Origin of the sequence: Pedobacter sp. GR22-6, assembly GCF_037402555.1 — a bacterium.
Classification (GTDB): Bacteria; Bacteroidota; Bacteroidia; order Sphingobacteriales; family Sphingobacteriaceae; genus Pedobacter.
This window is the reverse complement of sequence record NZ_JBBEUC010000002.1, coordinates 868,244-889,212: the sequence shown is the minus strand read 5'-3', so window position 1 is coordinate 889,212 and position 20,969 is coordinate 868,244. Positions and strand designations below refer to the sequence as shown.

Annotated in this window: 18 protein-coding genes; 8 read left to right on the top strand and 10 right to left on the bottom strand. The window is 47.7% G+C overall.

What is annotated here, in order from left to right; all coding sequences use genetic code 11:
* The first annotated feature begins 372 nt into the window (after positions 1-372).
* Together WAE59_RS11405 and WAE59_RS11400 are read left to right on the top strand one after the other, a co-directional pair.
* A complete protein-coding gene (locus WAE59_RS11405) occupies positions 373-1,191 on the top strand; it encodes an SDR family NAD(P)-dependent oxidoreductase (RefSeq protein ID WP_337856087.1) in 819 nt (272 codons plus the stop codon).
* Positions 1,192-1,268: 77 nt separating this feature from the next.
* Positions 1,269-2,159: a helix-turn-helix domain-containing protein gene (locus WAE59_RS11400; RefSeq protein ID WP_337856086.1), complete on the top strand. Its 891-nt coding sequence runs from the start codon at positions 1,269-1,271 to the stop codon at positions 2,157-2,159.
* A gap of 72 nt (positions 2,160-2,231) precedes the next feature.
* Here WAE59_RS11400 and WAE59_RS11395 read toward each other — a convergent pair whose 3' ends face one another.
* From WAE59_RS11395 to WAE59_RS11380, 4 genes are all read right to left on the bottom strand, one after another.
* Positions 2,232-3,860 (bottom strand): glycoside hydrolase family 43 protein, encoded by a 1,629-nt coding sequence (locus WAE59_RS11395; RefSeq protein WP_337856085.1) that lies wholly within the window; start codon positions 3,858-3,860, stop codon positions 2,232-2,234.
* Positions 3,861-3,867: 7 nt separating this feature from the next.
* Positions 3,868-4,824: a glycoside hydrolase family 43 protein gene (locus WAE59_RS11390; RefSeq protein ID WP_337856084.1), complete on the bottom strand. Its 957-nt coding sequence runs from the start codon at positions 4,822-4,824 to the stop codon at positions 3,868-3,870.
* Between the two features lie 89 nt (positions 4,825-4,913).
* Complete coding sequence (locus tag WAE59_RS11385) at positions 4,914-6,209, bottom strand: gluconate:H+ symporter (RefSeq protein ID WP_337856083.1); 1,296 nt, start codon at positions 6,207-6,209, stop codon at positions 4,914-4,916.
* A complete protein-coding gene (locus WAE59_RS11380; RefSeq protein ID WP_337856082.1) occupies positions 6,206-7,690 on the bottom strand; it encodes a gluconokinase in 1,485 nt (494 codons plus the stop codon). Before WAE59_RS11380 ends, WAE59_RS11385 begins: the two co-directional genes overlap by 4 nt.
* 68 nt (positions 7,691-7,758) lie before the next feature.
* Between WAE59_RS11380 and WAE59_RS11375 the strand changes: the two genes are divergently transcribed.
* The 5 genes from WAE59_RS11375 to WAE59_RS11355 all read left to right on the top strand — a co-directional run bounded on the left by WAE59_RS11375 (position 7,759) and on the right by WAE59_RS11355 (position 10,990).
* Entirely contained in the window at positions 7,759-8,334 is a 576-nt protein-coding gene (locus WAE59_RS11375) for a Crp/Fnr family transcriptional regulator (RefSeq protein ID WP_337856081.1), read from the top strand.
* Between the two features lie 75 nt (positions 8,335-8,409).
* The gene (locus tag WAE59_RS11370) at positions 8,410-8,829 is read left to right on the top strand and encodes a VOC family protein (RefSeq protein WP_337856080.1); all 420 of its coding nucleotides are present in this window, start codon (positions 8,410-8,412) and stop codon (positions 8,827-8,829) included.
* A 26-nt stretch (positions 8,830-8,855) separates the two neighbouring features.
* Complete coding sequence (locus tag WAE59_RS11365; RefSeq protein ID WP_337856079.1) at positions 8,856-9,305, top strand: SRPBCC domain-containing protein; 450 nt, start codon at positions 8,856-8,858, stop codon at positions 9,303-9,305.
* 4 nt (positions 9,306-9,309) lie between these two features.
* A complete protein-coding gene (locus WAE59_RS11360; RefSeq protein ID WP_337856078.1) occupies positions 9,310-10,158 on the top strand; it encodes a VOC family protein in 849 nt (282 codons plus the stop codon).
* 97 nt (positions 10,159-10,255) lie between these two features.
* Entirely contained in the window at positions 10,256-10,990 is a 735-nt protein-coding gene (locus WAE59_RS11355) for a head GIN domain-containing protein (protein WP_337856077.1), read from the top strand.
* Here WAE59_RS11355 and WAE59_RS11350 read toward each other — a convergent pair whose 3' ends face one another.
* Entirely contained in the window at positions 10,991-12,049 is a 1,059-nt protein-coding gene (locus WAE59_RS11350; RefSeq protein ID WP_337856076.1) for a carboxypeptidase-like regulatory domain-containing protein, read from the bottom strand.
* 63 nt (positions 12,050-12,112) lie between these two features.
* On the opposite strand from WAE59_RS11350, the gene WAE59_RS11345 reads away from it, so the two are divergent.
* Positions 12,113-14,011 carry an AAA domain-containing protein gene (locus tag WAE59_RS11345; protein WP_337856075.1) on the top strand — a complete coding sequence of 633 codons (1,899 nt, stop codon included), beginning with the start codon at positions 12,113-12,115 and terminating at the stop codon, positions 14,009-14,011.
* Positions 14,012-14,305: 294 nt separating this feature from the next.
* Here the strand turns inward: WAE59_RS11345 and WAE59_RS11340 are convergent, their stop codons facing one another.
* From WAE59_RS11340 to ligD, 5 genes are read right to left on the bottom strand one after another with little or no spacing between them, the layout of a single operon-like run.
* Positions 14,306-16,189 (bottom strand): alkaline phosphatase, encoded by a 1,884-nt coding sequence (locus WAE59_RS11340; RefSeq protein WP_337856074.1) that lies wholly within the window; start codon positions 16,187-16,189, stop codon positions 14,306-14,308.
* A gap of 47 nt (positions 16,190-16,236) precedes the next feature.
* Positions 16,237-16,419, bottom strand: coding sequence for a hypothetical protein (locus WAE59_RS11335; protein ID WP_337856073.1), 183 nt, complete (start codon positions 16,417-16,419; stop codon positions 16,237-16,239).
* A complete protein-coding gene (locus WAE59_RS11330; RefSeq protein WP_337856072.1) occupies positions 16,403-17,476 on the bottom strand; it encodes a mechanosensitive ion channel family protein in 1,074 nt (357 codons plus the stop codon). The genes WAE59_RS11335 and WAE59_RS11330 overlap by 17 nt, the downstream gene beginning before the upstream one ends.
* 49 nt (positions 17,477-17,525) lie before the next feature.
* Positions 17,526-18,218 (bottom strand): DUF421 domain-containing protein, encoded by a 693-nt coding sequence (locus tag WAE59_RS11325; RefSeq protein WP_337856071.1) that lies wholly within the window; start codon positions 18,216-18,218, stop codon positions 17,526-17,528.
* Complete coding sequence (ligD, locus tag WAE59_RS11320) at positions 18,215-20,902, bottom strand: DNA ligase D (protein ID WP_337856070.1); 2,688 nt, start codon at positions 20,900-20,902, stop codon at positions 18,215-18,217. The genes WAE59_RS11325 and ligD overlap by 4 nt, the downstream gene beginning before the upstream one ends.
* Positions 20,903-20,969 lie beyond the last annotated feature (67 nt).

Here is a 20,969-nt window from a genome sequence, read left to right as displayed (position 1 = left end):
GACACTGCAATGTCCACCAAATAAATAACCCCTTGGGGATTAATTCTTAAACCGGCTTAGCCTCGCCTAAATTAAGCGATCCAGCGGCATCGCTTTGTTCATCCTTTTGCCGATCTGTCTCAATTTCCATATGCATTTCCAGGTAGAACGCTCAGGTATTTACTTTCTCATATGGCCTAACCGACAATTCACTCAGGAAAATTTTCAGCTTGTCCACTCTAAAACCGACCTGGATGGTTGGAATTGAACAACAACATTTTCAGGGATGGTGCTTCAGGGAGCTGTTCCTCCCTTTTGTATCAATATTACCCCTTTCTGTATAATTTTCGGAAAGTCAGCCACTATACCTTTGTGTTATCAATTACAAAGACAATGGCAAAAACAATTTTAATAACAGGTGCATCAAGGGGTTTTGGAAAACTCTGGGCAAAATCATTTCTAGAACGCGGAGATAAAGTAGCTGCAACAGCCCGCAAACTTTCAGATCTGGATGATCTGGTAGAAGAATTTGGCGATTTGGTCAGCCCCATCCAATTGGATGTGAACGACAGGACAGCAGTTTTTGAGGCTGTAAAGCATGCAAACTCTGCAATGGGCAGCATCGATGTTCTAATCAATAACGCGGGCTTTGGCCTTTTCGGCACTATAGAAGAAACTACCGAAGCGGAAGCCAGACAGCAAATAGAAACAAATGTATTTGGTCTGCTCTGGGCAACACAGGCTGTCCTGCCCATCATGAGGAAGCAGGGGAAAGGCCACATTATCCAGGTATCCAGTATACTAGGCATCACGACACTTCCAACCCTGGGCATTTACAACGCCTCTAAATTTGCAGTGGAGGGATTGAGCGAAACGCTGGCTTCTGAAGTTGCTGGATTTGGCATCAATGTCACCCTTGTGGAACCAAACGGTTTCTCTACCGATTGGGCCGGGGCTTCTGCTACCCAAAGTACGGCAATGGAAGAATATGCCGGGGTTCATGCCGCTTTCCAATCTGGGCTTACCGCGGAGAGCTTTGGCGATCCGGCAGCTACACCCGTGGCCATCCTGAAACTCGTCGATAGCGAGCAGCCCCCTCTGCGCTTATTCCTCGGAAAGGTTGCCTTCCCATGGGCCAAACAGGTGTACGAACAAAAACTCGCTACCTGGGAAGCATGGAATGATGTGGCAGCAGCGGCTCATGGTGCCTAGCAACCGGTCCATAAATTTAAATTCAACTGACATAATCTACGCCGCAAAGGGCGTAGATTTATTTATATTTTTTTGACATGAAACATTTTAAGTCCTTAAATGAACTGCATCGGACAAACGGTTTTACTTTACCCGAAAATCCCCTGATCAGTCTGGTCAAATGTGGGGGTCAGTGCAGCACGGCCGACATCGCATTCAGTACAGATTTCTACATGATCGGTTTTAAGAAACTGCAGTCGGGCATATTCAGTTACGGCAAGACGAAATATGACCACCAAAACGGCTCTATGTCCTATGTAAAACCGGGACAGGTTGTTTCGTTCCAGGATCTGAGGTTTGAGGAAAACGGCTTCCTGATCTTCTTCCACGAGGATTTCTTAATCGGCCATTCCCTTTACCAGGAAATCAAAAAATACAGTTTCTTCGATTATGATGTCAACGAAGCCCTGCACCTTTCCCCAAGCGAAGAGAAGATCATCTGGGAGCTTTACGACAAAATCCAAACGGAATACCTGAACAACCAGGATGAATACAGTCGCGAGATCATGATCGGGCATATCAGTTCGATTCTCAAATATTCACAGCGTTATTACAAAAGACAGTTCATCAACCGTAAAGAATTGACCGGTAAAATCGTTTCCAAATTCAATCAGTTGCTGACGAGCTATGCAGAAAGCGGCTCCTTAAGAGAAAACGGCTTTCCTTCGGTTAAGCATATGGCAGAACAACTGAACATCTCTGCACATTACCTGAGTGACCTGCTCAAACAGGAGTCCGGAAAGACGGCACTGGAATTGATCCATATCTTCCTGATCTCGGAAGCTAAAAATTTATTAAAGGGAACGGGCAACAACATTACAGAGACGGCTTATACCCTGGGTTTCGACAACCTGCCTTACTTCTCAAGACTTTTCAAAAAGGAAACCGGCATTAGTCCCAAGCAGTTTCAGAATCAGATCTGGAACTAGTTTACCTCGGCGAGCATAGCGATGCATTGTTTTATATAAATAGGGCCGACCACATCGGCCGGCCCTATTTTCTTAATTATTTTTCAGTTCGAAACTTTTAAAAAGTCCTTTCGCTGTTCCTTCGCCTTTGACAACGATACCAGCCCTGTATCCCATACCCCAAGGTACATATTTTGCGGCATTAAAGTCAAGGCTATGGAATTTCTGCCATTCCGATCCCTCGTTTTTATAAAGGAATTCGATCAGTTTCCCTCCGTTGCGGATCTGCATTTTCAGCGTTGCGGTACCTGACAGCGATTCCCCGGACTGCTTCAGGACTGTATATTTCCCATCAAAATTGTTGAAAACGGTATAGCCGCCTTTACTGGCTGCAATTCCGATCCCGCCCAGTTCTCCGGGCCATTTACTTTTGAAAATGGCACCGCCCAGGCAAATTCCTGTAGCAGCCGTGCCAGCTTCTACTTCCGCAACGATGTCAAAATCCACCGATTTAATGTACTGCCCCAGGAAAGTCCCCAATTCGTGATTTTCATTGGAAGCGGCCAGGTTCAGTCCTTTATCGAAGCTCATAGCAGGCTTTTGCAATTTTGAGGGCCATTGCCATGCCAGGTCCAGCTTTTTGTCTTTCTGGAAATCCTCGAAAAAATCGAGTTCTGCTTTCGGACGGTTGGCTACTGTCGCATTGTGCAGTACAGGCCAGCCATCTGCACCCATTTTCAATTCTTCGATGATGCCTTCGCGACCGACAAACACATCGTAATTTTTATTGAAGGCGTGGTACAGCATAAACAGCCTGTCGTCGGCAGAGCGGACCACGGTTCCGTGACCAGGACAGTTCCAGCGCTCATTGCTCACCATGATCGGATTCTTTTCGTATTTCTCCCAGGTACCGTTAGCCAGGCTCTTGGTCCTGGCAATCCCGGTCTTGTAATTGCACTGGGCATCGCAGCAGCCACCTACTGCGTAAAGGCTATAGATATAATCGCCCATCCTGAAAAAGCAGGCACCTTCCACCAGGGCAGTTTCCCATGGCTGACTGTTCGTATAGGCTTTCTTTTTCTGGCCCAGCAACTGTGTACGGCTTTCGTTGATTTCCTGCATCCAGATCCAGCTTTCTTTTCCACAGCCATTGCCGTCATTTTTCCAGAAGGCATAAATCTTGCCCCCATCCTGGAGTTCAAACGCATCGATCGCACCGCAGTCATCCTCTATGATCACCGGGCCATTGTCTGTAAATTTACCCGTTTCAATCTGATCTGCATCAATCCAGGCAATACCGCACTGCAGGCCTGGATTTCCTTTCACCTCACGGTTATGTGCGGTATAGTAAGCATAGATGCGGTTTTGTTTGGCATCGTAAGCAAGTTCAGATGCCCAGAAATTATTTTCTCCCCATTGATTTTTCATGTCCTTGAAACCTTCTGGAAATACATGATTGACCAGTTTCCAGTCTTTCAGGTTGGTAGATTTATAAATGGTGAAATAGGGTGCCCATTCATTGGTTGTAGAGGTCGCGTAATATACCTTTCCTACCCTGATGATGGATGGATCGGGATTATCTCCGGGCAAAGCGGGGTTGACAAGTGGGGATTCAACCGGACTGCCGGTCGTTCTTGAGGCATCTTTCTTCTTTACACCACAGGATAGCAGCGTAAGCGTCAGTAAAAAATATAGTAGTTTAGTGTTCATCAGTGAATTCATTCTGTATTTATTTTTCAGTCAAAAATCTCCAGCTCTTGCTGTCCATCTGTAATACTTCTGTCTGGTCTGCCTGTTTTACAAACTGCGCAGATATGAGGGCCGTTCTGCGCTTTCCTTTGGGCTGCTCATTGGATTCATGGGTATGGAAAATGTAGTTCAGTTTTCCTTCAGCATCTGTAAAAAAATCGCCATGTCCGGAACCGTTCTCTCCCGTCTGGGCTTTGCTCAGTACCGGGCTGCCCGCGTACTTTTTCCATGGACCTACAGGACTGTTGCTCGTGGCGTAACCTACTGCATAATCCGGATTGCGGAAGTCATTTGCAGAATAGAACAGGTAGTACAGCCCCCCTCTTTTTAAAACGGTAGGCCCTTCAGTAACCGGCCAATCCGTTTTAGCAGTATTTTCCCAATGTTCAGTACCGCTGATGCATTCTTTTGCTGTTTCTTCTTTGATGGAAGAAAGGTCATCATTCATCTCCGCTACAAAGATCCTGTTGCCATTTTGCAACCTCACATGGTAAAGGTAAATTTTATCACCATCGAAGAACACGAAGGGATCGATGAGCTTTACAGGCGCATCAATGGATTTTTTTACTTTTTGTGTAAAGGGTCCCAGGGGACTGTCACTTTCGGCAATTGCTATATTTTCATTGGCCACATAGGCCATGTAAAATTTATTCTTGTATTCGAAGACCTGTGGTGCCCAAAAACCTGCAGTACCAAAAGCATCTCCTTTCCTGAGTGCTTTTCCATGGTCAGTCCAGCTTTTTTTGTCCTTGGAAGTATAGACGCTAAATCCGCCGCCTGAACCCGCTTCCATGGTGCCGTAGAGGTAATAGGTCTGATCGTGGTAAAAAATGGTCGGATCAGCGAAAGTAATGGTCCGGGCTTTTTGGGCTTTGAGGGTTAAAGAAATGAGCGCGACAAATAAAGTGAGGCAAATTTTGAAACTGTTCTTGAGCATATGTGATAAATTGACTGCAATATAATAGTTAAACTAGATTATTGTGCAATTTATCCCAAAAGCAGGCAGGAAGGCCGAGGCAGAAAATCCTAAAATAACAAGTTCTGGAGCAACAGCACACCAAATAGTCCAAGCAGGGAAACAATCGTTTCCATAGCAGTCCAGGTGCGAAAGGTCTCCGGAAGACTCAAATTGAAGTACTCTTTAAACATCCAGAAACCGGTATCGTTGACATGGGAAAACATCAGACTACCGGCACCAACAGAAAGGACCATCAGTTCAGGAGAGGCTTGAGCTCCCAGCAGCGGCAGTACCAGTCCGGAGGCCGTTAGTGCCGCAACGGTAGCCGAACCCAGTGTCACACGCAGCGATGCGGTAATCAGCCAGGCCAAAAATAGGGGCGATAAGGCCAGGCCCGCTGTAATTGCCTTTACAGTCTCTCCCACCCCACTGTCGATCAGAATCTGTTTGAATGCACCGCCCGCCGCGATGATCAAAATGATCATTGAAATGCTCTTTACACCTTCTGTGCAGGATTCCATTGCTTCCGTGATGGAAAAGCGATAAGTGCTGATGCTGATCAGTACGGCCAGCAGCAATGCTGCAGCAGGATCCGCAAAAAAGACGAATACTGATCTTAGGGGTTCTGTGGCGATAAATGTGCTACCCAAAGTACCAGCGATGATCAGGAACACGGGCAGCAGTGCCGTGATAAAGCTCTTTACTGCGGAAGGGAGCCCGGCATCTTCTTCAGGCAGGATCAACAACTGGCCTACTGCCATTTTGCCTTTCAGGATAAACCGGGGAAAGACCACACCGGCGATGGTGGCTATGGGTACACTCAGCAACAGTCCATAAATCAGTGTTTTTCCGATGTCTGCTTTAAAGATCGCGGCCAGTGCTATAGGTCCCGGATGTGGCGGCAGAAAGCCATGTGTGACTGAAAGCGCCGCAGCCATAGGGATTCCCAGGTATAATGTGGGTAGCTTCGTGGCAGAAGCGATCGCAAAAACCAGGGGGATCAGCACCACAAAGCCTGCGTTGTAAAACAAGGGAATGCCCACAAGAAAGCCCGTGAGCAGTACCGCCCACTGGATATTTTTGGTTCCAAAAGCTTTCATCAGCACCAGGACGATCCTTTGAGCGGCGCCGCTATCTGCGATCAGCTTACCCAGCATCGCACCCAGTGCTAGCACCAGCACCATGCCCCCCAAAGTGCTTCCAATGCCGTTGCCGATCGAAGTCATCACTTTTTGTACCGGCATCCCCAGCAATAAACCTGTAGAGATGGAAACGACAACCAATGCGATCATTGGATTGAGCTTTTTAACCGTGAGGAAGATCAGCAGTAAAATGCCGAGCAAAACGATAAATAGGGACATCATGAATTGTTGAGTTGAGAAAGGTGGTGCATGCTGCTCTTCAGGTCGACATAGAGCTGTTTAAATAAGTTGAAATACCTGGAATAGCTGTGGTGATGGCCGGGGTTTGGATGCAGAACATTTTCAGTTGGTTCTGCGGGACAAGGAATTTCCATGCCCAGAGATTTGGCAGAAAAATAAGCTGCCCCGATTGCCGAAGCATCTTCGGTATGGACCAGCACGATCTTCTTACCGCTGATGTCGGCCAGGATCTGCAGCCATACTGCCGAACGCACAAAGCCCCCGCTCACCTGCAACTGGACGATGTCTCCGGAAATTTCTGCTAAGCCTTCCAGTACATCGTAAAGGGCAAAACAGATTCCCTCCAACAGGGCTCGTGCGAAATGGGCTTGCGTATGGATGAGCTTTAGGCCAAAAAAGGTTCCGGAACTTTCTTCGTCCCAGATGGGGGCACGCTCCCCCGTCAGGTAAGGCAGAAACAGCAGTCCATCGCTGCCCGGCTTCAGTTCTGACAGATCCGCGAATACTTTCTCATAGACCTCTGCGCTGACTTCTTTTACTGCGAATACTTCTTTCAATAGCCATTGCAGTGCCATTCCCCCGTTATTGATCGCCCCTCCACAGATATAAGTTTCTTCATCCAGGATATAGCTAAATGGCATCCGGGCCCTGTTGAGCAGCGGGCTTCTGCTGGCAATGCGAACCGCGGCACTGGTGCCAATCGTCAACGCAGCGACACCGGGCTGCAGGGCCTCGCTGCCGACATTGGCCAGGCAACCATCTGTAGCCCCGATGACAAATGAAGTCGCGGCGAGGGAAGCGGATAAGTGAGCGGCGGCGGCACCTTTTCTGCGGTAACTGGTGGAAACCGGTCCGGAAAGCTTTTCGGAACTGATCCCCGCCATGGCAAGGGCCGGAAGGTGCCATTCCGCGGAATGGATGTCAAACAAGCCGGTACAGGAAGCCATGGAATGCTCTATTTTAAATTCCTGAAAGAGCTGGTACCAGATGTACTCTTTTATGGAAATGAATTTGTGGGCAGCCGCAAAGACCTCCGCCTGGTTTTCCCGCATCCAGATCAGCTTGCAGAGCGGAGACATGGCATGCAGGGGTGTCCCTGTAGCCAGATAGATTGCAATACCTTCCGCTGTTTCTTTCAGGCGCCCGGCGATCGCTGCACTTCTGGAGTCTGCCCAGGTCATCATGTCGCCAAGCGGTCGGCATGCGGCATCAACGGCAATCAAGCTATGCATGGCCGCACTGAGGCCTACTAAATCAGGTGCAGTACCCATTTTGGAAATGACCTCATCAAGGCAGGCCAGGAACGCCTCCCAGATCAAGCGGGGGTCCTGCTCGCTGTAACCGGCTTGCCGCTGCTGCGTTGGGTAATGAAACTGCGCGGAGACCAGCGGTTTAAAGTCAGCCCCCAGGGCCACGGCTTTTGTACTTCCTGTACCAATATCTATCCCAAGTATGTATTTCATCAACATGAAGATACATCTTTTTAATATATTGATACATTTGTGTGAAACCAATAAATAAACACGAAAGTATGTCTTCCTTACGCGACGTCTACCAGCATCCGCTACTCAAACCTGATGAGCTTGAGGCCATTTATGCCGCCCATGAACCGCTTAGCTTTCAGAAAGGGGATTTTTTACTGAAAAAGGGCCAGGTGGCCAATTCCTATTTCTGCATCGAAGAGGGACTCATCCGTTCCTATGTGTACGACTATGATGGAAATGACATTACCACCGGTTTCATCGGGAAAAATGAGATTGCGATTGATGTGGTCTCTCTTTTTCACCAGGTCCCTACGGTAGAATATTTCCAGGCACTGACCGACTGCAAATGTCAGGTTATCGCCCTGGACCGTTTCCAGGTGCTCTACCATTCGATCAAAGGCTTCAACGAATGGGGCCGGGCATGGATGTCAGAAAGTCTGTTCCAGCTGAAACAGCGTACGATCGCCATGATTACCGATTCTGCCGCTGAACGCTACCAAAGACTACAGCGCCAGCACCCTCAAATCCTGCAGCAGGCACCTTTAAAATTCATTGCCAGTTACCTGGGCATTACAGACACATCGCTGAGCAGGATCAGGAAAGAACTGGTCAGGGAAAGCTGAGCCATTTCTTGCCTTATGGCAAGCCGACCAAACCGCTAATCTCTTAGTTTTGTTATAAACAAAATAACCAAAGCTATGAAAGTTAATCCGTATTTAAATTTTGAAGGGAAAGCAGAAGAAGCTTTCAAATTCTACCAGTCAGTTTTCGGCGGCGAACTGTTCATCCAGAAAATGAGCGATGCACCGGGCACAGAAAACCTCAGCGCCGAAGAAAAGGACTACGCACTGCATGTTTCCCTGCCCATTGGCGATGGGCAGTTCCTGATGGCCTCCGACTGTGTGTCTTCCATGGGTCAGGTGCTACAGCTGGGCAACAACAATTACATTTCTATTTCACCAGATAGCCGCGATGAAGCCACCAGGATCTTCAACGGACTGTCTGAAGGCGGAAAAATCGAAATGCCTTTGGATGACATGTTCTGGGGCGATTATTTCGGATCTTTCAAAGACAAATACGGCGTCTGCTGGATGATCAATTACGCGAACAAAAAATAGTATTTTTCATTTTTAAATCTGAGACTATGGAACGGGTACAATTTAAAACCAGTATCAATGCTGGTGTGAAAAAAGTATATGACACGATGTTGGGCCAGGACACATTCAAACAATGGACCGCTGCTTTCAACCCTACTTCCGACTTTGAAGGCAGCTGGAAAAAAGGCAGCAAAATCGCATTTACCGGCATCAGTAAAACCGGAAAACGGGAGGGAATGCTGGGCGTCATTGAGGAAAACATACCTGAACAATTTGTATCGATCAAATATTCAGGCCTGATAGACGGCGACCGGGAGATCACTGAGGGACCGGACGTGGCAGACTGGGCAGGAAGCCATGAGAACTACACTTTCGAAGAAAACAATGGCCTCACTGAGCTGACAGTAGACATAGACATCAACGACGAAATGCGAGAGTATTTTAAAAGCACCTACCCTAAGGCACTGGCCCTACTAAAAAACCTTTGTGAAGCATAAAACTATGAAACAAACCATATACCCCTGCATCTGGTTTAACGGGGATGCCAAGGAAGCAGCTGCACTATATAGTGCGGCATTTCCAGATGCCGAGATGAAAATTTGCAGCCCCATGGTGGTGACCTTTCAAATCAAAGGCAAAACCATCATGGGTCTGAACGGTGGTCCGCATTACAGGCCCAATCCCTCCATATCCTTTTTCAACAACTGCGAATCGGCGGCGGAAATCAATCAGGCCTGGGAAGTTTTGTCGGAAGGCGGAAAAATACTGATGCCATTGGACAGCTACCCCTGGAGCAACAGGTATGGCTGGTTGGAAGACAGGTACGGTGTCTCCTGGCAACTCTCTTTGGGAACAGGTACTGAACAACAGCCGGCAGCACTCTTTCCCAGCCTGATGTTTACCAATGAACAGAATGGTAAAGCGGAAAAAGCCATCAATTTTTACACCTCTCTTTTTGAAGATTCTGCGATAGAATTCATCGCCAGGTATGAAGCCGGCGAACAGGATGTGGAGGGACATGTCAAGTTTGGAAAATTCAATATCGGCGGTTACAGCCTTTCTGCCATGGACAGTTCGGGCGCTCATCAGTTTAATTTCAACCAGGGAGTTAGCCTGGTCGTCAATTGTGATACGCAGGAAGAAATTGATTTCTTTTGGCTCAACCTGAGCGAAGGAGGTGAGGAATCCATGTGCGGCTGGTGCAAGGATGCCTTTGGTGTTTGGTGGCAGATTGTGCCTTCCATCCTAGGCAGCCTCATGAGCGATCCGGAAAAAGCACCGAAAGTCATGGAAGCATTCCTTAAAATGAAAAAATTTGACATTGCAGCCCTGAAAAAAGCAGCAGAATAAATTCCATTTTATCATGTGCATGCAACAATCTGTCAATGTATGCGTCTTATAGGTACAAAATAAGATGATTTACTAATTTTACAGCATATTTATACACATGAAAACATTCCTGCCTTTTATATTCGCCTCTTTTGTCCTGATCAATCCCATAATGGCTGAAGAAGGGCGACCGATTACCATCAGCTCCTCGCGGCTTTCAGATGACGAACGCATCGTTAAGAATTTCAATGGAGTAGCTGCCGGCGGCCCAATCGATGTGGTGATCAAATTTGGCGATAAAGAAAGCATCCGTTTTGAAGGTGATCAGGAAGCCATCAGCACCCTGATCAGTGAGGTGAGAGGAAGCATCCTGATCATCAGGCCACAAAACAGCTGGAAAAGCTGGGCCAAAAAATACGAGAACAAAAAGATCACCGCATACGTGACAGCCAAACAGATCAGCAGCATTACCATGAGCGGAGATGGCACCATTACAGTAAATGGCACGGTCACAGCAGCCGAATTTGCGACGACACTCAGTGGTTCAGGTGCCATTAAAGCAAATGTAGAGGCCGACAAAATCACCGGCGTACTCAGTGGCTCTGGCAGTTTAAACCTAACCGGGAAGGCAGAAGAAGCCAGCGTGACCTTAAGCGGATCTGGTAGTTTCGGCAGTAAAAGCCTGGCCATAAACAGCATCTCCACACGCATCAGTGGTTCCGGAAATGTGAACGTACAGAGTAATGGAAAAATAAAAGCGGTAATCAGCGGTTCAGGACATGTGTACTACAGCGGAAATGCCGAAGTGAACGAGACTGTGCTGATCGGCTCAGGAAGGGTGAGCAAGCAGTAATCAATCCGGCAGTATATATTCAAAGGGCAGCTGATCTCCAATTCTTCTGCTGCCCCAATAACCCTGAATAAAAAAACTCTTATAGTCTACATAACTCCCCTTCTCGTCCAGAACCGCCTCGCTGAGGTAAAGCTTCAGGGTACTCCCGCCGGTAACTATAGATTTGGCAGGACGCTGCCCAATCGGCTGATAGGCCTTTAAGGCATTTTCTTTATCGTAGCGAACATAAATAGGATTGATGTAATGCAGGGAAACAAAATTACTGTCGATCCGGCTGACTACTTCCTCAACATACTTCAGTTTCAGACCTACGCCATTTTGATCGTACGTGATAAAACCTTCTTCCCTGCTGTTATTGTGATATACAGTCCTGAGGTAATGCATCAGGGAGCCGAGATATGCTTTTTTCCGGTTGACCAGCCACTGTGTTTCTGCTGAAGCTGAACCTTCCAGCTGTTCAAAGATCACCTCCCCGTCATAGCTCGCAACACGGGTCTGACGGTTATACCTAAAGGCCCTTAGCAGGTATTTGATCCTGAACCCCAGGTTCTTATTGATGATGATCAGAAAATCGTCGGATGTTGCCTCCAGAAGACCAGTCTTCTTGTCATTCACAAAGTCCAGTATTTCTGTGTTCAGGATCTCACAAGCAACAGCGTTTTCGGTATTGCCCAGAAAATTGCTGATAAAGAGCTCCAAAAATGCAGCACGTTCAGAATTGCTTTTGATCACGACTTCCTTCAGTGCAAATTCCTTTACTTTCAGCGTAATCATCAGTGCTTTGGAAGTTTTTTCGAGGTTGACCGTTTGCTTTACGGAATGGTACCCCACCATATTCACCACTACCTTATAAGTGCCGGGATTCAGTTCAGTAAACCTAAACTGTCCCAACTCATTGGTCGCGGTAATCTTTTTGGAGCCGTCGATAAAAACGGTAGCTGCAACAAGGGGCTTGCCCTGGGCATCGGAGACTACACCAGTGATGCTGAGAAATTCGGCTGCAGAGGTGGCCAGGGCACTACATATGAACAGGAAAAGAAACAGGGAGATGCGTTTCATAAAAATCACAGATATATTGGTTGGTACAATATATCGATTTTATATTATGATATCTTTGCGGCAATGGATTATTTCAACAAGCTGCAGGATCTGCTCAGGACAGAGCGCGAGGAAGATCTTCGTTCTTACACCCGATTGACCGCATCAGCCTCAGTGGCGGAACGCCGCAGCAATGGACTCAGTTGGTACCCCATAGCCATACGAGGTACGGAGATGAGCAAAGGCGACTACATTACAGTAGAGATAGAACGTACTACCCATCATGAGATTCCTCACCAGCTCCGTTTCGGTGCTTCCGTTGCCTTGTTTTCCAACCACGACCCTAAGGACCGGATCGAAGGGACAGTGACGCACCAGAGCGGGAATAAACTTAAGGTACTTTTCCGCACAGAAGAACTTCCGGACTGGAGCCGGGATGGTAAACTCGGTGTCGACGTATTGTTTGACAACAACAGTTACGATGAAATGCAGCAAGCCCTGAAACAGGCTGCCGCAGCTGAACCCAATAGTCCTGGCGGAAAATTCGTCCGGATCCTTACCGGTGCATTAAGTCCCTCCTTTCAGGAAATCCACCACTATCCCATCCCTGTGCTAAACGAGGTACAACAACTGGCAGTAGCGCAGGTCCTGGCTGCAAAAGAACTCGCTATAGTTCATGGTCCTCCCGGCACCGGAAAAACCACGACCCTGGTACAGGCGGTAAAAGCCTTACTGAAACAGGATAAACAACAGATCCTTGTGGTGGCACCTAGTAACACGGCCGTGGACCTGCTGAGTGAAAAGCTGGCGGAAGAAGGGCTGCAGGTATTGCGTGTCGGCAACCCATCCAGGGTTTCGGCAAGGCTCCAGGACCTGACCCTGGACAGTAAAATGGCCGCTCACCCGGAAATGAAATTGATTCGGGGACTAAAAAAGCAAGCGGCTGAATATAAAAATATGGCGCATAAGTATAAGCGCAATTTCGGAAGGGCAGAAAAGGAACAGCGGAAAGCACTTTTTGATGAGGCGCATAAACTGATGAAAGAAGTGTCGAAGGCAGAGCAGTACATCATAGACGACGTACTTGCGAAAGTCCAGATCGTCACGGCCACACTGGTCGGCGCTAACCACCATACCGTACGCAAACTGACTTACAAGACCCTGATCATAGATGAAGCAGGACAGGCGCTGGAACCCGCCTGCTGGATTCCCATCCTGAAGGCCGAAAAGGTGGTACTTGCCGGCGATCACTGTCAGCTTTCCCCGACCATCAAATCAAATGAAGCGGCGCTGAAAGGCTTACAAAACACCCTACTGGAAAAAGCGATACAACATCACCCTCAGGCAGTCACACTGCTCGAGGAGCAATACCGGATGCACCGGACCATCATGGGCTACTCTTCCAAAGTCTTCTATAATAACCAGCTGAAAGCACATCCTTCCGTAGCAGAGCACCTGTTATTTGAAGGTGATGCAGCACTTTCCTTCATCGACACGGCAGGCTGCAGCTTTGAAGAAAAACTGGAGGGTACCAGTCTCAGCAATCCCGACGAAGCGGCATTCTTATTTCGCCAGTTGAGCAAGCTCGTGTCTGAACTGCAACTCCGCTACAAAGCAGAAGATTTTCCCACGCTGTCTGTCATCTCCCCCTACAAACAGCAGGTCCTGTACCTGCAGGAGCTCCTGCTGAACAGCCCCGATCTGGAGCCCCTGCAGAAAAAGATCAGTATCAATACCATCGATAGTTTTCAAGGACAGGAGCGCGATGTGGTTTTCATCAGCATGACCAGGAGTAATGACGAAGGAAGCATTGGATTTCTTTCAGATATCAGGAGAATGAATGTGGCCATGACCAGGGCGAGAAAAAAACTGGTTGTCATTGGCGACAGTGCCACCCTATCACGTCTGCCCTTCTATGCGGACTTCATTTCCTATGCGGAACACCAGAATGCCTATCAAAGCGCCTGGGAATTTGTCGATTAGTGGGGAATATCCCACCTCAATATGGTGAATTATCTCCATTGTCTAAGAAAGACCATCCTGCCTGACAACCATTTTAAGGCCCTTTACGTATATGGCTATATGTTTGCATAAGTACATATAATGGCAGCAGCCTTTTAATAAGACTTCGTAAGAAAAATTAGTTATAGGGAGCTAAACGAAGAATTGAGGGGAGAAGAGGGGGAGTAAAGTGATGATGTGTGGCGCATCCATCACAATGAGCTTAAGGGCGGGTGTTGTTAGGGTTACATCCGCCCCGGCTCAATTTTCAAGATGCTATTTTTGACCAGTCATCGCATTTATGATTTTTCTGTAGATCTCTGTATTGTTATAGGTTCCTATGAAAGTACCGGACTGGGGACCATAAGCGAAGACGGGCACCATGATGTTGGTATGGTCATCGGTACTGAAATTGCCCCTGACCATTCCTTTTTTATAGTCGGCATCCAGGAGTGAAAGCCCGCCTGTTTCGTGATCCGCAGTGACAATTACCAATGTTTCTCCATCCCTGTCTGCAAAACGCAAAGCCTCAGCTACCAAACGGTCGAAATCATGCTGTTCCGTGACCACATAAGGGAGGTCATTGGCATGCCCGCCATGATCAATTTGAGCACCCTCCGCCATGATGAAAAACCTTCCTTTATTTGCAGAAAGCAGTTCAATGGTTTTCAACAGGGAGGTCTTCAGCATATCACCTCTCCCATCCAGCATGTGTCTTGTTACAGAATCGTCCAGCAGCACCAGTTGTTTGCCTCCTTTAGCGGCTTTAAATTCTTCCAGGCTTTTGGAATAGGCATAGCCCTTTTTCGCCAGCGCATCCATCAAGCTGGTATTTTTATTGGCCACAAAGCTTTTTCTGTTGGCCCCCACCAATATGTCTACATGGCTGTTGAGCAGATCTGCAGCAATTTCCTGAGACATCGTACGCTCCACCTGGTGTGCATAAAAGGCGGCAGGAGTAGCATCCGTGATGTCGCCACTGCTGATGATCCCGGTTTTTACCTGATGCAGGGCCAGGGCATCCGGAATTGCGCTCAGCGGCTTACCTGCAGTATCTGTACCGATATAACGGTTATTGGTTTTCTCTCCGCTGGCCATTGCGGTAGCTCCCGCGGCAGAATCTGTAAAATCGGAATTGACCGCTTCTGTCCGGGACAGCCCGATATATCGGATTTGCTGCAGGTTGGACTGACCAAAATTTGCACTAAGGCCAGCCTGGATCTGTGCCAAGCCCATTCCATCGCCGATCAGCAGAATTACATTTTTCACCTTAGCAGGCTTGCCATCGCTTTTGTAACTGGGCTGATAAGGTTGGTAAGCTTTAGGCTGGATGTATTCCAGTTTATCCCTGTGGCTGTAAAATTCCTTTAATTTCTCAGGATGGTCGGTGCCGATCCAGTCGGCCCCCATATTTTCCAGTTCCTTCCAGGTATTGGGATTGTCTTTTGTACCCCAAAAGCGGAAGGATTTCTTTAAAGCATGTGCTTTGGCCACTACTGCCCTTAATTTTTTAAGGTCGGGAGGTGTAGGTGTTCCTTTTCCGTTCCAGACTGTATAGGAACTGATGTCATCACTGATCATCCCGATCCGGCTCAGCTGATCGGGAGTATAAGTTTTGTACGGACGGCCGTCGAATAAAATGTAATCGGGATAATCCTTAAAGTTTTCTGCCGGGGGAACATCACCACTGATTAAAATGCTAACGGCATTTTTATTTTGCTGCTTACTAAATACATCAAGGTAAGGTTTTAGTTCCGTGACAAGTTGTGCGAGCACTTCCTTATGGTTTGCTTTGATGTCAATGAGGAGCTGGAGCGCTTTAGTGGTATCAGCATAGGCATGCCCTTTGTGTTCCCTGAAAACTTTAGCGATTGGCTTTAAGTACAGCGATTCCAGGGTCTTTTCCGGATCTGTGTCCTCTTCATTATGGGCCACCAGAAGTTTGCCATTCTTTAAAAAGACATCTGCCTCTACTGAACCCATACCGGAATAATAAGCCTGAAAAAAAGGAAAGTTCTGGTGATAGTCGTTATGACTATGACCAGAATTTCCTGTACGCTTCAGCTGCTGCGCCAGCGCAGACAGTTGAAGAAAACATACGAATAATGCTGTCCACAAAACTGAGGAATTGAATGCGATGCGATTTCCCTTGATCTCCATATTCTGCAAAGAACATCTGCTCCCATTAAGCTAAGATTACGCGAGTGTTACTTTTTGACCGTAATTGTTCTCCCCGTCACCAAATGAAAATGATATACCCGGTACAGACCATCGTCTGTGATCTCTATTTTTTCTACCAGGCCGGTTTTACTGAACGTATCTGTCACCAGATTTCCTTCTCGCACATCCTGTAACACACTGGAGGGGGTATCGTTATTCAATCTTATCATGATTTCTTAATTCTATTCTTGTCCGCGGCAAGCTTTCCGGGTAGTTTTCACGGATAAAGGTAATCATATGTTCCCTTACAAAGCAACGCAGGTCGAATGCTTCTCCGGATGTCCGGGCACTCATCAGGAAACGTACTTCGATGTGGTCTGCTTTATTGTCCGTCACCTGCACCACATTCACCCGCTGGTCCCAGAGCTGGTGTGCCTTCAATACTTTCCCCAGTTCTTCCCGGAGCACAGGAACCGGAATGGTATAGTCCAGGTAAAGGAATACCGTACCCAGGAGCTCTGCTGAGACCCTCGTCCAGTTCTGAAAAGGCTTTTCGATAAAATACGTGATGGGTAGGATCAATCTCCTCTGGTCCCAGATGTTGACGACCACATAGGTTAAAGTGATCTCCTCTATCCTGCCCCATTCGCCTTCTACGATCACCACATCATCAATACGGATGGGCTGGGTAAAAGCGATCTGGAAACCGGCCAGTAAATTCCCCAGCGATTTCTGCGCAGCAAAACCGATGATGATCCCACCGATCCCCACACCGGTCAGCAATCCAGCACCGATTTTGCGCATGCTTTCAAAGCTCAGGAGTACGATGGCTGCGGTTATGATGACGATCAATGAGATGGTAAATTTACGAACAAACTGCAACTGTGTCCTGATCTTTCGTTCCTTAAGGTTATCGGCTTTGTTGAGGTCATATTTATGGTAAAAATAATCTTCGCAGACCTTAATGATCCTGACGAGGATCAGGGCGACCAGAATGGTCAATGCAATTTCCAGTACCTTATCCAAAGACCGCAGGTATCTGGGGTCCATTCTCATGAAATTCAGGGCTCCGTTGAGCAACAACAATGGAATGAACACATTGATCGGACCCTGCAGCCTTCTGATGATCGAATGGATGACAAAAGTGAGCCAGATCTTAGAAAAGATCATAAAGATCTTTCGGCCAATATAACTGATGATCATGCCGATGATTATGGCGGCGATGGCAAGGATCACATTGTAAGCATAATCGTGAATTTCGTAGTTCAGGTACTTTTCTACATCCATGATTTAAGAACAATAGATCCTCTAAATGGTTTTCCCGAGGTTCTATCCCTTACTTAATCCTGCATGTCTTCAAAGCCTTTACCCATTTTTTACGTCCGCATCTATGACATTGATGGGATTTTACCGGCTGAAGCTGTTCTACATTCCCACAATGCGCGCAGGCAAATTTGCCCGCTTCCCGCAACTCTTCGCTGGCCTGGTCAAATAGCGCCGGCATGATCGGAAGACCATATTTAACCTGATCGTCCGGGTAATAAAAAATGCTCAGGTTTCCGGATGTTTCCAGAATAGCCGTTTCCACCTGACCAAGATGTGATACGCTCTGTTGTCTCAACTCAGAAAAGAACTCGTCCTGCGCAAGGCCTTCCTTATTGAACTGATCTATGGAAAACTCCCCATCGATAATAAAGTGAACACATTTCCCTTCTACCAGGTCATCTATTTTTTTACTTTTCGCCATCAGCATCGTCGTTAAACGGTATGCCGCAACGATGATCCCGAAAATGACCACGGGAAACAGAAGCCCGATCTCCTTGTAAAACATGGGATCACCTGCTGCGGAGCCCAAACTGATGATGACGACCAGTTCAAATACAGAGAGCTGCCGCACTCCCCGTTTCCCCAATAAGCGCAGGCCAATCAGGATGATAAAATACATGATCACGGTACGCAGGGAAATCTCCAGCAGAAATTCCCAGTCCTCTTCTCCTAAGAAAAACTTAGTCCAGTCTATCTGACTCATTGAAATACCTCCTTCGCTTTCTTCACTGCTTTTTCCAGGTCAATCCCCTTACCAAGCACCCCCTTGAAGAGGTCGCCGGTTTCTTTCAATCGGTCTACCGCATTGAAGATGTTAAAATCCTGCATCTTCATGCCAGGCTTCACTTCATCCCAGGATAAAGGCATGGAGACTGTAGCACCCGGCTTAGGCCGCAGAGAATAGGGTCCGGCAATGGTTGCCCCCGGCCTGTTCTGCAGGAAATCCAGGTACATTTTACCTTTGCGGTTGGACACGGTGCGTTCCAGACTGGTAAAATCGGGTACTTGCTGGTGTACGAGGTTCACAATCAGCCTGGCAAACATTTGGGACTGGTCATAGCTGTACTTCGCAGCCATGGGGATGTAAATGTGCATGCCGGTGGAACCAGAAGTTTTGACATAAGCAGGTACATCGATCTGGTCCAGCAACTCCTTAACCAGGCAGGCCACCTCGATCACCTGGTCGAAGGTATTTTTGTCGGGATCCAGGTCAATGACACAATAATCAGGATTGTCCGGACTTCCGGCTCTTGAAAACCAGGGGTTCATTTCTATACAGCCCAAAGAGGCCATCCAAAGCAATGCCGCTTCATCGTTGCCCAACAGGTATTCCTTGCGTTCGCCCTCACTGGTGGTATAAGGAAAGGTCTCTGCCCATTCCGGTGCCTTTCCCTTTACATCCTTTTGGTAAAATCCCTTGCCTTTGATGCCGCCGGGGAAGCGGTTCAGCGACATAGGCCTATCCTTGAGATAAGGCAGGATGTACTCCGCGACCTGGTAGTAATAGTTGAACATATCCCTTTTGCTCACTTTATCTTCCGGCCAGTATAACTTGCTCAGGTGCGTGAATTTGAGTTCATGCCCCTTTACCTTGCGCACCTGGGTTTCGTCCTTTGGGTTGAGCAGCGTTTTGCGGCTCCGGTTCTTCGGCGCAGCGATTGCCCCGGCATGCTGGTCTTTCTGCAGTGGCCTGGTATCTGCCTCCTCAGGCAGCTCTGCATGGACAATCGCCTTGATTTCCACTGCCGCCTCCCTTGTCACCTCTTTTGCCTTCTTGTCGATCCGCATGCCCTGGAAAGAAGGGTGCCTGAATACCCCATCGCTGGTCACTTCCGTAAAAGCCACTTCACAGACCAGTTCAGGCTTCAGCCAGGTGGCTTTGGCTTTCGGCGGATTTGGCCGGAACCTTGAAGGTTTGTTGACATCAGGCAGTGTAGCAAAAGGACTTTTCTCTATGATCAGGGATTTGAACTGTGCCATCATTTCCTTCTGGTCCTGCACATTAAATCCAGTGCCCACCTTACCCACATATTGCAGCTCCGAGCCTTCATATACACCTAGGAGCAGGGAACTGAAAGCCTTGGGACTGTCGGCATTCTTAGTAAAACCTGCGATCACCACCTCCTGCCTTTTGCTTACTTTGATCTTCAGCCATTCTTTAGACCGGTTATTTTTGCTGTAAGTGCTGTCCGACCGCTTTGCGATGATACCTTCGAGACCCATTTTCTGTGCTGCCTTAAAGAAATCTGTGCCCTTGGCCTTAAACACCTTGCTCAACCTCACGCGGTCATCGTTCTGTGGCAATACCGCCTCCAGAATTTCCTGCCGTTCACTTAAGGGAAGTGCTGTCAGGTCTTTTCCTTCATACCAAATGAGGTCGAACACGTAATAAACCAGTTCACCATCCGCTTCGCTGCGCCAGTTTTGAAGGTCGCCAAAATTGGAAACACCTTTATCATTGATTACCAGGATTTCGCCGTCGACAACAATATCTGTTTTCCAGCTTTGCAATACCTCACATATGGGATAAAACTTGTCATTGAACTGCTTATTGTTCCTGGAAAGGATCTGGACATCACCATTTTTCAGACAAAAGCCCAATGCCCTGTAACCGTCCCATTTCACCTCATACCTCCAATCCGGATCGTCAAAAGGCTTGTCCACAAGAGTAGCCAGCATGGGTTTCATCCCGATTGGTATTTTAGATTTCGTCCCCTTCTTCAAGAGTTTTTTGATCACAGCGGAAACCTGTTGTTTTGCCGGAGCAGGTGCTATAGCCTCCTCATGACCATGTTGCCATACCTTCTCGCTGCTTTTTTCCATCTGCTCGATGGTCTTTTCAGAAAGCACCGATTTGTCTTTTTTGGTAATGTCGGTCACCGCCGCATGATCGTCCTTATGCTTGATCAACAACCAGCCATTTTCCCCCATGCCATGGGTTTTCACCAATGCGAACTCCCCTTTCAGCTTCTGGCCATGGAGCACGATCTTTAAAGAACCTTCTTCCAATTGTTGCAGGAGGTGCTTTTCCTGCGCCTTTTTGGTTTTTAATTTTTCAATCGGTTCATAAGTTCCCTCATCCCAGACGATCACTGTGCCGCCGCCATACTCACCTTTAGGAATGATGCCCTCGAAACTTTTATAATCAAAAGGGTGATCCTCCACCATCATCGCCAGCCTTTTGGTCTTTGGATCCGTAGAAGGACCCTTGGGCACCGCCCAGCTTTTCAGCACTCCGTCCATCTCCAGTCGAAAATCATAATGCAGTCTTGAAGCGTCGTGCTTCTGGATCACAAATTGAAGTTTCCCCGTCGGTTTGGGTTTGCCGGCTTTGGGTTCAGCCGTTTTGGTAAAATCCCGTTTTTTGTTGTACTTCTCCAGGCTCATGTTCAAGAAATTTTGCAATAGCTATAACAGCCCGGAATCATATAAGTTTTGGGGAGAGCATCTCCCC